The sequence below is a fragment of the Kribbella deserti genome (genome assembly GCF_042434725.1).
Classification (GTDB): domain Bacteria; phylum Actinomycetota; class Actinomycetes; order Propionibacteriales; family Kribbellaceae; genus Kribbella; species Kribbella deserti.
This window is the reverse complement of the sequence record NZ_JBHLTC010000012.1, coordinates 178,866-193,741: the sequence shown is the minus strand read 5'-3', so window position 1 is coordinate 193,741 and position 14,876 is coordinate 178,866. Positions and strand designations below refer to the sequence as shown.

The window sequence follows — 14,876 nt, the reverse complement described above, 5'->3', positions numbered from 1 at the left end:
CTCGGCGCCGACGGTTGGCACGGTGGCTGGGGTGGGCTGGGGCGGCTGCCGAGTTTTGGTGGGGCTGCCTGGTTGCAACCGGGTAGCGGCGCAATAACTCGGTAGTGGTGGTGCTGAAGCCGGGTAGTCGCGCTAGAACCCGGCATCAGCGTCCGGGGCAAAGCGTTTGAGGTGGCAGCGTGCCGCTGGTGGAGACCTTCGCGTGGGTTGGGCCGGTGCCTGGCAGTGGCCAGCCACTTGGAAGGTGGGTTACCACTCCGGAATCCCAGGTGGTAACCCACCGTGTCAGTGGCCAGCCACTCTCCTGGGCACTCTCCTGGGGACTCGCCGGGCCGGTCGCCGCGTCGACGTGGCGAATCGGCTCGCGCTTAGGGTCGGCCGGGGGCGCGGGGTGGGGATAGGCGTGCCAGGTGCCACTGGTGATGAGGGCGTGGGCGGTGACGATCTCGGCGGTGATGGTCCAGTTGTCGAGGTGCGCCGGCGGTGAACCAGGCGTTCATTCATTGCTCGACGCGAGGCTTGCCGAGGTAGATGGCGCCGTACGACTCGATCGTTACGCATTCGTCGGCCAGCGTGGCGTGCGCGGCTGGGATGTCGTGGCGGCAGCAGGCTTCGATGTACGCGCGCAGTTGGTTCATCGGTTCAGCCCTAGGGAGCAAGTGCCGAGAGAAATGTCGGGTGGGGGTGGCATGCTTCGCGGCAGGGAATCGGCCGAGGAGGGACGTTGCAGCGCTGGAGTTCGGAGCAGGTGCTCGGCCTTGCGTCCGACGCGGCTTCGGTCCGGGCCGGGCAAGGTTTGGCCCGGATCGCCAAGTGGAGTTCGGCCGGTTGCGACGAGCGGGCGGTTTGGGGTTTGTGCCAGGGCAGTGGCGCCAAGCCGTACCAGACATCGGTTGATCTCGACGGGCCTGCGTTCCGGTGTTCGTGCCCGAGCCGGAAGTTCCCCTGCAAGCATGCGCTCGGGCTGCTCCTGCTGTGGTCCGCGGGCGTTCTGCCGGCCGAGGCGGAGCCGGCTTGGGTGGCGAGTTGGCTGGCGGATCGCGAGGCCCGCGCCGGCAAGGCCGATCAAACCGACGACGCAAAGACTGAAAAGACCGCCGAGCCCGCGGATCCTGAGGCGGCCGCTAAACGGGCGGCGATGCGGGCCGATCGGGTGGCCTCGGGGGTCGCCGAGCTGGAGGCCTGGCTGGCGGACCAGATCCGGCACGGCCTGTCCGGTTTCGAGCACCGGGGGTACGACGAACTCGGCCGTCTCGCCGCGCGGATGGTGGACGCCCAGGCCCCTGGTCTCGCCGGGGCGATCCGCCGGGCGGCCGGGGTGATCGGCCGCGGCGAAGGTTGGCCCGGTGCGTTGCTGGAGGAGCTCGCGCTGATCCACCTCACCGTGCAGGCCCACGCGCGCCTTGGGGAATTGCCCGCGCCGCTGGCGGAGACGGTTCGCGCGCGGATCGGCTGGACGGTCGAGACGGCCCGCGTGCGGAATGAGGGCGAGAAGGTCGATGACGAGTGGCTCATGCTCGGCCAGGTGGTCGAACCCGATGACCGCCTCACCGTTCGCCGGGTCTGGCTCCGGGGCGGTGATACCGGGCGGATCGGGCTCATCCTCAACTTCGCGGCGCCCGGGCGGCAGCTCGACTTGTTGCCGGGCGGGCCTGGCGACGTCGTACCGGGCACTCTCGCGTACTACCCGGGCGCTTTGCCGATGAGGGCATTGCTGACGCCGACGGCCGAGCCGAAACAGGGCGCGCGGCCTACTGGTACGACGGTCGACGAGGCGCTGGCGTCGTTCGCCGAAGCGCTCGGCACGGACCCGTGGAACGAGCGATTGCCGTTCGTGCTCGCCGAGGTCAGACCCGCCCGGCGCGGGACCGGCTGGGCCTTGGTGGATGCCGCCGGGGACGCCGTACCGCTCTTTGCCGGGGTGGATCCCTGGCCGTTGCTGGCCGTCTCGGCAGGGGAGGCGTTGACCGTCGCCGGGGAGTGGAACCGCGCCGGGTTTCGACCGGTCACCTGCTGGCACCAAGATCGGGCGGTGGCGCTCGCATGACCGGCTGGGACAAGCTCGTGAGCGCGGCGTTGCTCGGGACCGATCGGCGTCCGCCGAGCGCCGACGACCTGCCCGAGGCCGTACGACGCGACCTGGATGCGAGTGACCCCGTTCGGTTGGTGCTGGACGCGGCCGCGCTGGAAACGACGTACCGCCGGGCCGGCCGTTCCCCGCTCAAAGGCCTCGAGCCGATCGAACCTCCACAAGGCGAGGACGCGCCGTTGATCCGGCCTGCGGCGATCGGGCGTCTCGCGATGATGCTCGGCGGCGAACAGGCGACGGTCCTCGGCGAGTGGTTACGACTCGTGCTGGATCGCGGCTGGGCAGTACCGCCGGAGTTCCTACCGGCCTTGGCCGACTTCGCCCGCGGGCGAACGGAGTACCGCGCCCTCGTCGCGGCCGCTGCCGGTCGGCGCGGTCCCTGGCTGGCGGAACTCAACCCGGACTGGCGATTCCTCGCCCTGCACAACGCCTCCGACTCCGAGCAGGACTGGACCCACGGCACGCCGAACCAGCGCCGCGCCTGGCTGATCCGCACCCGCGAGCAAGACCCGGCCGCGGCGCGCGAGGCCTTGGCGGAAGTCTGGCCAAGTGAGCCCGCCGTTGTGCGCGCGGAATTCCTTGCCCTCTTGACCAACAACCTTTCCCCGGCCGACGAGGACTTCTGCGAACGAGCCCTGGACGATCGTGCGGCCGAGGTCCGTCGTACGGCTGCCGGGTTGCTCGCGCGGATCCCCGGTTCGCGTTATTCCGCGCGGATGGCGGCCAGAGTGCGGGAGTGCCTGGCGTTCGAGCCCGGGCGGGTCCGGGTCAGCCTGCCGCGCCGGTTGGACGACACCATGCTGCGCGACGGCATCACCGCCAAACCACGTCTGGCCATCGGCGAGAAGGCCTGGTGGTTACGGCAGATCCTCGCCGCGGCAGCCCTTTCGGTGTACGACGTGCGGATGGTCGAGGCGGAGGTGAGCGGGTTCGACCGGGCGTTGTTGCTGGAGGCGCTGGGCGATGCCACGGTGCGCGAGCGCAATGCCGAATGGGCCCGGGCCCTGCTGACGACCAAAGCCGCGAGTGCACGCCTGATCGCGGTCCTGCCGCCAGAGGAATGGGCCGCGGCCGTCGGTGCGCTGGGCAAGGGTGGTGAGCTGGCCCAGGTGGTCGGCGGTCTGCCGGTGCCCTGGCCGGAGAGTTTGGCGGTCGCGATGCTCGACCTGCTGAACCGGGCCGGACCGGATCAAGGCTGGGCGCGGCTCGCGAGTGCCGTCGCGCAGGCCGTGCCGGTCGCGGCGCTGGACCACCCGATCACGGCTCGTGCGGTGGACGAGGAACAGACCTGGCGGCGGCGCCTGATCGAGACGCTGACCTTTCGACGCGAGATGTACGAGGAGCTGTCATGACCGAATCCGTCGCCTCCAGCACCGAGGTGATGCGCCCGCACGCCGAGGAGGAGTACGCCGGTGAGCTGGCCGCGCTTGCGAAGACCGACGACCGGCCGCGTCCGCCCGCCTGGTTGTTGTCCCCGGCGGCCGTCGTCACGTACCTGCTCGGTGGTGAGGCCGACGGCGTCGAGATCACCCCGAAGTACGTCGGCCCGCGCCGGCTGGTCGAGGTGGCGGTGGCAACCCTCGCGACGGATCGGGCCCTGCTTCTGCTCGGCGTACCAGGTACGGCGAAGACCTGGGTCAGCGAGCACCTCGCGGCCGCGATCAGCGGCGACTCGACCCTGCTCGTCCAGGGCACTGCGGGTACGGCGGAGGAGTCGATCCGTTACGGCTGGAACTACGCCCAGCTGATCGCCCAAGGCCCGTCCGAGGCGGCGCTGGTGCCGAGCCCGGTCTATCGCGCGATGGCCGGGGCGAAGATCGCCCGGATCGAGGAACTGACCCGGATGCCGTCCGACGTGCAGGACGCATTGATCACCGTGCTGTCGGAGAAGTCCCTGCCAGTGCCCGAGCTGGCGACGGAAGTCCAAGCCCGCAAGGGTTTCAACGTGATCGCGACGGCCAACGACCGCGACAAGGGCGTCAACGAACTGTCGAGCGCATTGCGCCGCCGCTTCAACACGGTGGTCCTGCCGTTGCCGGACTCCGCCGAGGACGAGGTCGCGATCGTGTCCCGCCGGGTCGCGCAACTGGGCGCCGCACTGGAACTGCCCCAGCAAGACGACGCCCTGGCCGAGATCCGCCGGGTTGTCACGGTCTTCCGCGAACTTCGCGCGGGCCGGACCGAGGACGGCCGGACCGCGGTGAAGTCGCCCTCGGGCACGCTGTCCACCGCCGAGGCGATCAGCGTGGTGACCGGCGGTCTGTCGCTCGCGGCCCACTTCGGCGACGGCGTGCTCCGGTCGTACGACGTGGCCGGCGGCATTCTCGGCGCGGTGGTGAAGGACCCGTCGGCCGATCGCGTGGTCTGGTCGGAGTACCTGGAAACGGTGGTTCGTGAGCGGGAGGGCTGGTCCGACTTCTATCGGGCCTGCCGGGATATCAGCGGATGACCGTTCACCTCTTCGGTATTCGCCACCATGGACCAGGGTCGGCCCGCGCGCTCGCGACCGCCCTCGCCGAGTTGCGCCCGGATGTCGTACTGATCGAAGGTCCACCCGAGGCGGACAAGGTGGTGGCGCTCGCTGCCGACGAGGCGATGGAACCACCCGTCGCGCTGCTCGCGTATGCCGTGGACGATTCGACCCGGGCCGCCTTCTGGCCGTTCGCCGTCTTCAGCCCGGAGTGGCAGGCCATTCGGTACGGCCTGGCGGCCGGAGTGCCGGTGCGGTTCTGCGATCTGCCTGCCGCCTTCCAGTTCGCGGGATCGTCCGGCGACAAGCGCAGCGGGCTCGCGATCGATCCGCTGGCGGAGTTGGCCCGCGCCGGTGGGTACGACGATCCCGAGCGGTGGTGGGACGACGTGGTCGAGCATCGCCGGGATGGCGCTCCGCCGTTCGAGGTGATCGCCGACGCGATGGGCGAACTCCGGGCCGGGGAGATGGCCGAGGGACGCGAGGCGCAGCGCGAGGCGTACATGCGAACCGTGCTGCGTAAGGCGATTCGCGAAGGGTTCGAGCGCATCGCCGTGGTCTGTGGCGCCTGGCACGTACCGGCGCTGACCGAACCGTTGCCCCCGGCAACACACGACCAGCGCATCCTGAAAGGCCTGCCAAAACGCAAGGTCGCCTGCACCTGGGTGCCGTGGACGCACAGCCGCCTCGCGACCGCCAGCGGGTACGGCGCTGGGGTCACCTCGCCCGGCTGGTACCACCATCTCTTCACGGCGCCGGATCACGTCACCACTCGCTGGCTGACCCAAGTCGCCCAGGTATTGCGCAAGAAGGACCTGCCGGTGTCGAGCGCGCACGTCATCGAGGCCGTGCGGCTGGCGGAGACCCTGGCGGCCCTGCGCGAGCGGCCGCTCGCCGGGCTGAGCGAGGTCACCGAGGCGACGAGAGCAGTGCTCTGCAACGGCAACGACGTTCTCCTCGACCTGGTCACCCGTGAGGCGGTAGTCGGCCAGCTGCTCGGCAGCGTGCCGCCGGACACCCCGCAGGCGCCGGTCGCCGCCGACCTGGCGGCGCAAACCCGTCGGTTACGAATGCGCCGCGACGCAACCGAGCGATTCGTCGATCTGGACCTGCGTAAATCGAACGACCTGGCGAAGTCCCGCCTTCTGCACCGCCTGCGCATTCTCAACGTCGACTGGGGCGAACCAGCCGAAGGCGAACGGCAGAACCAGGGCACCTTCCGTGAGACCTGGGCGCTGCTCTGGGAGCCGGGCCTGGAGGTCGACCTCGTCGCCGCAGGCGCCCACGGCACCACCGTGCTCGGCGCTGCCACCACGGTGATGCTCGCCGCCGCGGCCGATGCGTCGACGCTCGCCGAGGTCACTGCCGCGCTGGAGCGATCGTTGCCGGCCGATCTGCCCGACGCTCTGCCCGAGTTGTTGCGTGGCGTCGACACCCGCGCGGCCAAGGACGCGGATGTGGGCCACTTGATGGCGGCTCTCCCGGCTCTGGCGCGTTCGGCCCGGTACGGCGATGTCCGCGGCAACGACACCGGCGGCCTGGCCGAAGTGGCCGAGCGCATGGTCGCCCGCGTCTGCGCCGGCCTCGGCCGTACGGTGCACGGGCTGGACGCGGAGGCCGCCGCCACCGTGCTGACGTTGATCGAGGGCGTGCAAGAGGTGACTTCGTTGCTATCGGCAAGCGTTCGTGACGAGTGGCTGACCACCTTGCAGGGGTTGAGCGACCGGGCCACGGTGCCACCGCTGATCACCGGGCGATTGACCCGGCTGATGCTCGACGCGGATCGGCTCGACTCGGCCGAGGTCGCGCTCCGCCTCGGCCGGGCGCTCACCCCAGGCGTCGAGACCAACGCCGCCGCGGCGTACGTCGAGGGCTTCTTGGCTGGGCGAGGCCTGTTGCTGATCCACGACGAACGTCTGCTGGAACTCGTCGACCGGTGGCTCGCGGCCGTTCCGGATGCGGCGTTCCTGGAGGTTTTGCCCTTGCTGCGAAGGACTTTCGGCACCTTCGCGCCACCCGAGCGGCGGTCCATCGGTGAGCGCGCTCGCGATCTTCGGGGTAAACCCCGGGCCGTCGCCGCCGTACCGGACCTCGAGGACGAACGAGCCGCCGCCGCGCTACCCGTCGTACGGCTCCTGTTGGGGGTGAGCGCGTGACCACCGGCGACGAGCGGCTGCGCCGGTGGCGGATGGTGCTCGGCGGGGAGGCGGACGAGAGTACGGCGCAGAGCCTGTCGCCGGAGGATCGCGCCGTGGACGAAGCCCTTGCCGCGTTGTACGAGGGCACCCCGGAAGGCGCCGGCACCAAACGCGCCGCGGGTCTCGGCGCCTCCGCGCCCCGGGTGGCCCGCTGGCTCGGGGACATCCGCCAGTACTTCCCGAGCAGCATCGTGCAGGTGATGCAGCGGGACGCGGTGGACCGCCTCGGAATCACCCGGCTGCTGATGGAGCCGGAGTTGCTCGGCGCGGTCGAGCCCGACGTCCATCTCGTCAGCACGCTGCTCACCCTCAACGAGGTGATGCCCGAGCAGACCCGCAACACCGCGCGCGAGGTGGTCCGCAAGGTGGTGCTCGAACTGGAGGCCCGCCTCGCCGAACGGACCCGGGCCGCCGTCACCGGCGCGCTGGACCGGGCCGCGCGGACCACCCGGCCCCGGCACAGCGATATCGACTGGGATCGCACCATCCGGGCCAACCTCAAGCACTACTCACCCGAGCTGGGCACGATCGTGCCGGACCGGGTGATCGGTTACGCCCGCCGCAATTCCAGCGTGCAACGCGACATCGTGCTGGCGATCGACCAGTCCGGCTCGATGGCCGAATCCGTGGTGTACGCGAGCCTGTTCGGCGCGGTGCTCGGGTCGATGCGCGCCCTGCGGACCAGCCTGGTGGTCTTCGATACCGCCGTGGTGGATCTGACCGATCAGCTGGACGATCCGGTCGACGTACTGTTCGGCACGCAACTGGGCGGTGGGACCGATATCAACCGGGCGCTGGCCTACTGCGAGGGTCTGGTGGTTCGTCCGGCCGAGACGATCCTGGTGCTGGTCAGCGACCTGTACGAGGGTGGCGTCCGCGAGGAACTGCTGCGCCGGGCCCGTTCCCTGGTCGAGTCCGGGGTGCAGGTTGTCGCCCTGCTCGCGTTGTCCGATTCCGGCGCTCCGTCGTACGACGCGGAGAACGCGACCGCGCTGAGCGAGCTAGGCATCCCCGCCTTCGCCTGTACGCCGGATCTGTTCCCGGATTTGATGGCGGCGGCCATTCGCCGAGAGGACCTGGGCGTCTGGGCCGCAAAGGCCCTACCCGACTGAGAGCCCCGATCTGACCTGAGAGGCTGGGGTAATGCGAATCGTTGCGCTGACCTCGTTCCTGCCCGCCTACCTCCGTCTCGAGGCCTGGGCCGAGCGGAACGAGCACGAGATCGTCCTGGTGGTGACCCCGCCCGTCGGTGCGAACCAGCGGTACGACGCCGCCGCCCGGCCGTTTGTGCTGGACCTGCCGGAAAGCGCGAACGTGCTGATCACCGGCAAGCTCCGTTCGGTGGCGGCCCCGGCGATCGCGGCGCTCGAACCGGACTTGGTGGTGTCGATGGCGTTCCCGCGGCTGATCCCGGCCGAGATCCTGGACGTTCCGGCGTACGGCGCCTACAACCTGCACCCGTCGCCGCTGCCGGCCGGGCGTGGGCCGAACCCGATCCGCCTGGTCTACGAAGGCGCGGAGACGATCGGCGCGACCCTGCACCGGACCGAGGCCGGTTTCGACACCGGCGCGATCATGGCCCAGCGCGAACGGCCGCTGCCGGCGGACCTCACCGGTGCCGCGATCTTCCAGGCCTGGGGCGAGATGCTCAGCGAGGTGCTGGAGGAGGGTACGGCGAAGGCGTTCGCGCGCGATCCGGGCGTACCGCAGGATCCGGCCCTCGCCAGCCAGGCCCCAGTGTTCACCGAGGCCGAGCGCTGGCTCGACCTGACCGAACCGGCCGCCGTCATTCGCCGGAAGGCCGCCGCCCTCAACGTCACCTCCGTCACCGCGCGTACTCCGATCCAGGGCGCCGAGGTATTCGTCCGCGAAGTCCGGATCGAGCCGAGCGCGGGCCTGACCCCCGGCACGGTGATCGACAAGCACCCGGACGGCTGGACCGTGCAAGCCGCCGACGCCGTCGTACACCTGGTGGCGGAATGAACCCCACCGCCTGGCAGTCCGTCGACCTGGATGCCCGCCTCGCCTGGGCGAATCGCTGGATGACCCACACGAAGGCGGCTGGCCAGGCTCTCCCGCGACTGGACGACGTCCGTCTGGCCGTGACCAGCCATCTTGATCTGAAGGCCTTCGTGATGCTGTCGGCCCTGCTCGACGCGGGCGCGGCGATGATGGTGCACGAGGCCGATCCCGCGACCACCCATACGAACATCGTCGGTCTGCTGGGCGATTGCGGAGTAACCGTCGGGTCCGTTGGCGAGTGCGTCGACTGGGAACCGACCCACACGGTCGAGATGGGTGGCGACATCGTGGTCGAGGCCGCCACCCGCGGGTACGACGGCATCGTCGCCGGGGTCGAGACCACCCGGACCGGGCTGAGCCGGATCAGCGCGCTCACGCTGGCGCATCCCGTCTTCGACGCGGACGCCCTGCCGCTGAAGAACCACCTGCACAACCGGTTCGCCGTCGGATCGAGCACCTGGCAGACCGTGCTGTCGCGGACCAACCTGTCCCTGCACGGCCTGGTCGTTGTCGTGGTCGGGTACGGCGAGGTGGGCGGCGGTTTGGCCCGGTCCGCCCGGGGTCACGGAGCGCAGGTTCTCGTCGCGGAGGTGGATCCGGCCCGAGCCACGATCGCGACGTACGACGGCTTCGAGACGGGCCAGCTCGCGGAGCTGGCCGCTCGCGCCGACGTCATCGTCACCGCGACGGGCCGCCCGGGCGCCGTACCGGCCCTGCCGAACTTCAAGCCCGGGTGTCTCCTCGTCAACGCGGGCCACTCGCCGGACGAGATCGACCTGCCCGCGCTCGGCCCCGCCACCCGGGTGATCCCGGCCGTGACCAGCCACCAGGTGAACGGCCGTGAGGTACTGCTGTTCGCCGATGGGCACGTGGCCAACCTCGCCGCGGGTGACGGCGACAGCCTCAACGCCTTCGACCTGACCGCCGCCGTCATCGTCAACTCGACCGCCTGGATGATCGCGAACGGCCACAACTACCCACCCGGCCTCCACCCGCTGCCCCATTAGGTCCGGGCGTTAGGCTGCTTGGATGGAGCAGGTGGTGTTGCTGGACGAGCAGGGCCGGGCCGTCGGGGTGGAGGCCAAGGCCTCGGTGCATCATGCCGCGACACCTTTGCACCTGGCCTTTTCGAGCTACGTTTTCGACGCGCGCGGGCGGTTGCTACTGACCCAGCGCGCGCTCGCGAAGCGAACCTGGCCAGGAGTCTGGACCAATAGTTGCTGCGGGCATCCATCGCCCGGTGAGTCGATGCAGCTCGCCGTACAGCGCCGGCTCCAAGACGAGCTCGGCGTGACGGCGACCGCGGTCGACCTGGTCTTGCCCGCGTTCCGCTATCGCGCCGTGATGGCCGACGGCACCGTCGAGAACGAGCTCTGCCCGGTCTACCGGGTCACGACCGACTCGGACCCGGCGCCGGACCCGGCCGAGGTCGAGGAAACCCGCTGGATCGACTGGACGCCGTTCGTCGACGACGTCCGCGGGGGCCGCGCCGGGGTTTCACCGTGGTGCGTGCTCCAGGTCGAGCAACTCGCCGCGCTCGGCCCCGATCCCGCCGGCTGGCCGATCGCCGACCCCCGCGACCTCCCACCCGCCGCGACGGCTTAGCGCGGCGTGTCGTCGGGTACGGCGAAGATCTCGGGGTCGTTGGGGTCGACCAGGAGATCGAGGCGGGCGCCGATCAGGTAGTCGCCGCTGTCGAGGGTTTTGTACTCGACCTCGTACGGCGCGAGGCCCGGACCGGTGACTCGCAGCGTCAACGCGGTGGCGCTTTCGTCGCCGAGGGAGCTCGGCCGGGTCGCGGTGATCTCACCTTCGGCGCGGACGCCGTAGGCGCGCAGCTGGGCGGCGTACCGCCTCTCCAGGAACTCGCCGCGCCACATCGCGAGCGTGAACGGAATGCCGATACAGGCGACCACCGCGCCGATGGCGACGGTCATCCACCGTCCCGCGTCGGCCTCGGTCTCCGGGATCAGGAACCCGGAGACCATCAACGCCGGGCCGCTCAAGGCGAAGAGCAGGCCGAGGATCCAGCTGAGGACGAAGGACAGCGGGCCCTTCTTCTTCAGCTGGACCGCTCCGGACGCGTCCACCAGCGCGAATGCCATGGCAGCAGGTTGGTTCCGCCGCACGGTCAAAGCCATGGCCTCGGTTCAGCGGCGGCGGAGTGCGCGGGCGACTTCCTGGCGGACCGAGGGCAGCTGCGGGTAGAAGGCGTCGCCCGGGCACGCGGTCGAGTTCCAGTCGCGGTGGCCGGAGATCGCCGCGACGGTCCGGGTGGCGCCGCTGATCGGGTTGACGTAGTTGACCGTGCCGAGCGGATCGACCTTGCACAGCTTCGCCAATGCGGCCAGGACCTTCACCAGCGACCGGCGCTGGGCCGCGGCGGGCTGGCGACCGGTGAAATCGCCGAGCAGCGAGACGCCGACGTTGGCCGCGTTGAACCCGACGGCGTGGGCCGCGTTGCTCATGTGCGGTACGTCGCCGAGCGGGCTGCGGAACACCGGCAGGCCGTCCTCGCCGGACCAGCGGCCTTCGTAGACCACGCCGTTCGGGTCGATCAGCAGGTGGTAGCCGATATCGCCGAAGTCCCGGGTGATCGTGTGGGTGTAGTAGATCGCGCGGATCGTGGCGGCGTGATCGGGGCCGAGCGAGTCACCCGCGGTGTGGTGCACGGTCAGGGCCTGGACCGGGAAGTACGCCTGCGGGTACCGCTCGGTGCCGTCCGGGTTGAACCGCAGGGTCTCGTCGGCACCCCAGCCGGCCCGATTCACGAACGCGCAATCGGCCGTCGCGAACGACGTCGAGACCGAGAGCGAGCTCACGCCGAGCGGGCCGTCGGTGGTGTTCAGTGCCACGATGAGCACGTTCTCGGCCAGCGGCGGCGGCTTGACCTCGTACCGCGAGGCCTTCTGGGCGCCGAACAGGGCCAGCCGGTTGGCCGGGCCCGCGGGATCGGCCTGCGTGCGGCCGTCCGCGTCGCCGGTGACCAGCGGGCGCCACGCGCCCCAGCGGCCGTTGTGCTCCAGCCGGTAGACACCGCCACCCTTGGGACCGGTCCAGCTCACGCTGACGAAGTCGAGCGGGAACTCTGCGGCCGCGACGAGTTGCCCGGGCGCCGCGATCTCGGCCAGCGTCTCCGGCACACCCTGCCCAGCGGCGTACGGCGCGTGCGCGAGTGGTCCGGCGGGCGCGGCGGCGGCGGTGAGCGGGCTGGCCAGCCCGGCGGCGGTGCCGGTGGCGGCGACCGCGCCGATCAGGGCCTGGCGGCGTGTCAACATCGTCGACCTCCTGGAAGACATAGGCGGACGGACCCGGCAAAATCCCAGGCCACCCGCCGACCTTAAGTCCTCGCGGTGCCACCCCCGCCGCCTTTCGGTCACGGTGATAACCCGGCCGGCCTCATTCAGGCTTGGCCGGCTCGTTGTACACCCCGGCGGGCGTCTGGCCGGTCAGCTCCTGGATCGCGGCCATGATCTTGTCGGTCGCCTGCCGGCGGGCCTGGGCCGGGCGAACGCCTTCGCCGGGCGGTTCGAAGACCAGCGGGGCGCCGTACCGGATGGTGGGCCGGTGCAGCCGCGGCCAGCTCTTGCCGATCGGCTGGACCCGGTCCGTACCGATCACCCCGACCGGTACGACCGGCGCGCCCGAGGCGAAGGCCAGCCAGGCGACACCGGTCTTACCGCGGTAGATCCGGCCGTCGCGGGACCGGCTGCCCTCGGGATAGATACCGAACGCCAAGTCGTCGGCCAGTACGGCGAGGGCGGCGTCGAGCGAGGCCTGGGCGGCGCCATGCGTACCGCGTTCCACCCCGATCGCGTCGATCGCGGTGAAGAACGCGGCCACCAGCCGACCGCGCAGACCCTTGCCGCGGAAGTACTCGGCCTTGGCCAGGAAGACCACCGGGCGGGGCGCCCACAACGGAATCACGATGCTGTCGATGAACGACAGGTGGTTCGACGCCAGGATCACCCGGCCCTGCCGTGGCACGTTCTCCCGGCCCTCGATCACCGGCCGGTAGACCAGCCGCGCCAGCGGAGCGATCACCAGTCGCACGATCGCTTGAATCATCAGGCCTCCAGGGGTTGCGGAAGGCTAGTGTCCCCCCGATCGGCCCTGATCGCCGCCAGTGGTGCGAATGATGAGCACCGCGACGGCCGCGACGGCCATGCCGATGACGGCGAGCAGGCCGATGGTTTCGCCGAACATGAGCCAGGCCCAGACCATGGTGGCGGGCGGTACGAGGTACATCAGGCTGCTGATCCGGGTGGCTCCGGACAGCCTCAGGTTCAGCAAGTAAAACCCGTAACCGCCCGCGGTCGAGAACAACACCAGCCAGACCACCGCGCCGTAGAACGCGGGCGCGGCCGGAGCGCTGAGCTGGCCGGTGCCCAGGGCAAGGGTCGTGAAGAAGATGGCGGCGATCACGCACTGGATCGCCAGGCCGTCGATGACGCCGACCTTGGGCCGGCGCCGCCGATCCAGGCAGGTTCCGACCACGAGGCCGACCACACCCGCGAACGGCAGCAGGTAGACCGCCGGCGCCGCATGTCCCGCGCCGAGATCGCCAGCGACCACTAGGCCGACACCGCCGACCCCGAGCACCAGACCGACCCACTGCCAGTGGCCGACGCGTTCACCGAGCAAGGGCCCGGCCACGGTGGCCACCAGAATCGGCTGGAGCGCGCCGATGAGCGCGGTGATGCCCGCGGGCACGCCTTGATCCACCCCGCTGAAGATCAGACCGAGATAGGCGCACTGGCTGAACAGCGCCATCAGCACCTGGGTGATCAGGTCGGCTCGCGCGATCCGCGGCCGTCGCCAGGCGAGTACGGCAAGGCCGATCGTGGCGGCGACCAGGTAGCGCCAGGCCAGCAGGTTGAAGACCTCGCCGTTGTCCGTTCCCCAGCGGGCACCGATGAAGCCGGAACTCCAGAACACCACAAACCCCGTGCCGGCTCCGACCGCCAGCAGGCCGGTACGACGGACAGGTGGTGCGGACAAAGTCGTCATGCCGCCCACGTAACCATACCGGTCGGTATACTCGCAGTATGTTTTCCCAGCAGCCGAGACAGCTGCCCTGGTGCGTCGGGCGGCCCCAGCCGGCCATTCCGATCGCCCAGACGCCGGCCGCGGAGCGAATTCTTGCCGCGGCCGCCGATCTCTTCTATACAGAAGGCATTCGCACGGTCGGCGTGGACGCGATCGCCGCTGCCGCGGGGGTGACGAAGAAGACCCTGTACGACCGGTTCGGCTCCAAGGACAACCTGATCGCGGCCTACCTGCAGCGCCGGGACCAACGCTGGCACGATTTCCTCGATGAGCAGTTGCGCCAGCGCCGCGCGACCGAACCGGAGCAGGTCATTCTCGCCCTGTTCGCCGCCTTGACCGACTGGGTGGCCGACCACCAACGCGGTTGTGGCTTTCTCAACGCGGCGGCGGAACTCGCCGAGTCGGATCATCCCGCCATGCCACTGATCGTCGGCCAGAAACGCTGGATGCGCGACGAGTTCGCCGCCCAGGCCAAGCGTGGCGGCTTTCGCCGGCCGGCCGAACTCGCGGACCGCCTGCTACTGCTCCACGAAGGCGCCCTGGTCAGCCAGCAGGTGGCCGCGATTCCCGACGCCACCAAGGTCGCCCACCGAGCCGCCCGCGACCTCCTGTCCACCTGGCCCCGCCGCTGACCGCCGAACGGCGGGCGCGACGGGGGAGGTCGGCATTAGCCGTACGGCGTACCGGCTGGCGCGCCGAGCCGCCTCGCTCGGTACAGCAGAGACGCCGAGCGCGTCGGGCAGGAACAGCTGACGAACGGGCTCACTGGGGACACCTCGCGGGAGCCGAGCATCCCAAACGGCGTCTGAGCAGGGGTTATTACCTCTGCGAGGACCCCGTTGGCTCTGCCAGGACCCCGGTCCCCCTGCGAGGAGCCCGTTGCCTCTGCCAGGAACCCGTGCGGGGCAAAGCAGCGAATCTCGCCGAACCAGCGACCGGCGAGATTCGACGTGGCGACGAGCCGACGAGGCGGTCAGACGGCACAGACGGAACAGACGGAACAGACGGAACAGACGGAACAGACGGAACAGGACGCGAAGCGGCCCGG

Annotated in this window: 14 protein-coding genes; 9 read left to right on the top strand and 5 right to left on the bottom strand. The window is 70.3% G+C overall.

The genetic code is table 11. From position 1 onward, the window contains the following. Positions 1–500: 500 nt before the first annotated feature. Positions 501–638, bottom strand: a complete 138-nt coding sequence (locus ACFFGN_RS11365) for a hypothetical protein (protein ID WP_380046261.1) — start codon at positions 636–638, stop codon at positions 501–503. Positions 639–724: 86 nt separating this feature from the next. On the opposite strand from ACFFGN_RS11365, the gene ACFFGN_RS11360 reads away from it, so the two are divergent. The 8 genes from ACFFGN_RS11360 to idi are packed head-to-tail and all read left to right on the top strand — an operon-like array spanning position 725 to position 10,384. Continuing rightward, complete coding sequence (locus ACFFGN_RS11360; protein WP_380046259.1) at positions 725–2,047, top strand: SWIM zinc finger family protein; 1,323 nt, start codon at positions 725–727, stop codon at positions 2,045–2,047. Next, positions 2,044–3,441: a DUF5691 domain-containing protein gene (locus ACFFGN_RS11355; RefSeq protein ID WP_380046257.1), complete on the top strand. Its 1,398-nt coding sequence runs from the start codon at positions 2,044–2,046 to the stop codon at positions 3,439–3,441. The genes ACFFGN_RS11360 and ACFFGN_RS11355 overlap by 4 nt, the downstream gene beginning before the upstream one ends. Continuing rightward, positions 3,438–4,538 carry an ATP-binding protein gene (locus tag ACFFGN_RS11350; RefSeq protein ID WP_380046255.1) on the top strand — a complete coding sequence of 367 codons (1,101 nt, stop codon included), beginning with the start codon at positions 3,438–3,440 and terminating at the stop codon, positions 4,536–4,538. The genes ACFFGN_RS11355 and ACFFGN_RS11350 overlap by 4 nt, the downstream gene beginning before the upstream one ends. After that, positions 4,535–6,715 (top strand): DUF5682 family protein, encoded by a 2,181-nt coding sequence (locus ACFFGN_RS11345; protein WP_380046253.1) that lies wholly within the window; start codon positions 4,535–4,537, stop codon positions 6,713–6,715. The genes ACFFGN_RS11350 and ACFFGN_RS11345 overlap by 4 nt, the downstream gene beginning before the upstream one ends. Beyond that, complete coding sequence (locus tag ACFFGN_RS11340; RefSeq protein ID WP_446685181.1) at positions 6,712–7,869, top strand: VWA domain-containing protein; 1,158 nt, start codon at positions 6,712–6,714, stop codon at positions 7,867–7,869. The genes ACFFGN_RS11345 and ACFFGN_RS11340 overlap by 4 nt, the downstream gene beginning before the upstream one ends. Before the next feature lie 31 nt (positions 7,870–7,900). Next, on the top strand, positions 7,901–8,740 hold the full coding sequence (locus ACFFGN_RS11335) for a methionyl-tRNA formyltransferase (RefSeq protein WP_380046251.1): 840 nt from the start codon (positions 7,901–7,903) through the stop codon (positions 8,738–8,740). Then, positions 8,737–9,786, top strand: a complete 1,050-nt coding sequence (locus ACFFGN_RS11330) for an NAD(P)-dependent oxidoreductase (RefSeq protein ID WP_380046249.1) — start codon at positions 8,737–8,739, stop codon at positions 9,784–9,786. The genes ACFFGN_RS11335 and ACFFGN_RS11330 overlap by 4 nt, the downstream gene beginning before the upstream one ends. Positions 9,787–9,808: 22 nt before the next feature. Then, positions 9,809–10,384, top strand: a complete 576-nt coding sequence (idi, locus tag ACFFGN_RS11325) for an isopentenyl-diphosphate Delta-isomerase (protein ID WP_380046247.1) — start codon at positions 9,809–9,811, stop codon at positions 10,382–10,384. Here the strand turns inward: idi and ACFFGN_RS11320 are convergent. The 4 genes from ACFFGN_RS11320 to ACFFGN_RS11305 form a co-directional block, all read right to left on the bottom strand. After that, positions 10,381–10,884 (bottom strand): hypothetical protein, encoded by a 504-nt coding sequence (locus ACFFGN_RS11320; RefSeq protein ID WP_380046245.1) that lies wholly within the window; start codon positions 10,882–10,884, stop codon positions 10,381–10,383. The genes idi and ACFFGN_RS11320 overlap by 4 nt on opposite strands. A 45-nt stretch (positions 10,885–10,929) precedes the next feature. Then, complete coding sequence (locus tag ACFFGN_RS11315) at positions 10,930–12,057, bottom strand: peptidoglycan recognition protein family protein (RefSeq protein ID WP_380046243.1); 1,128 nt, start codon at positions 12,055–12,057, stop codon at positions 10,930–10,932. Positions 12,058–12,178: 121 nt separating this feature from the next. Then, positions 12,179–12,847: a lysophospholipid acyltransferase family protein gene (locus ACFFGN_RS11310; RefSeq protein WP_380046241.1), complete on the bottom strand. Its 669-nt coding sequence runs from the start codon at positions 12,845–12,847 to the stop codon at positions 12,179–12,181. Between the two features lie 24 nt (positions 12,848–12,871). After that, the gene (locus ACFFGN_RS11305; RefSeq protein WP_380046239.1) at positions 12,872–13,789 is read right to left on the bottom strand and encodes a DMT family transporter; all 918 of its coding nucleotides are present in this window, start codon (positions 13,787–13,789) and stop codon (positions 12,872–12,874) included. A gap of 38 nt (positions 13,790–13,827) precedes the next feature. Between ACFFGN_RS11305 and ACFFGN_RS11300 the strand changes: the two genes are divergently transcribed. Then, the gene (locus tag ACFFGN_RS11300) at positions 13,828–14,460 is read left to right on the top strand and encodes a TetR/AcrR family transcriptional regulator (protein ID WP_380046237.1); all 633 of its coding nucleotides are present in this window, start codon (positions 13,828–13,830) and stop codon (positions 14,458–14,460) included. Positions 14,461–14,876: the final 416 nt, after the last annotated feature.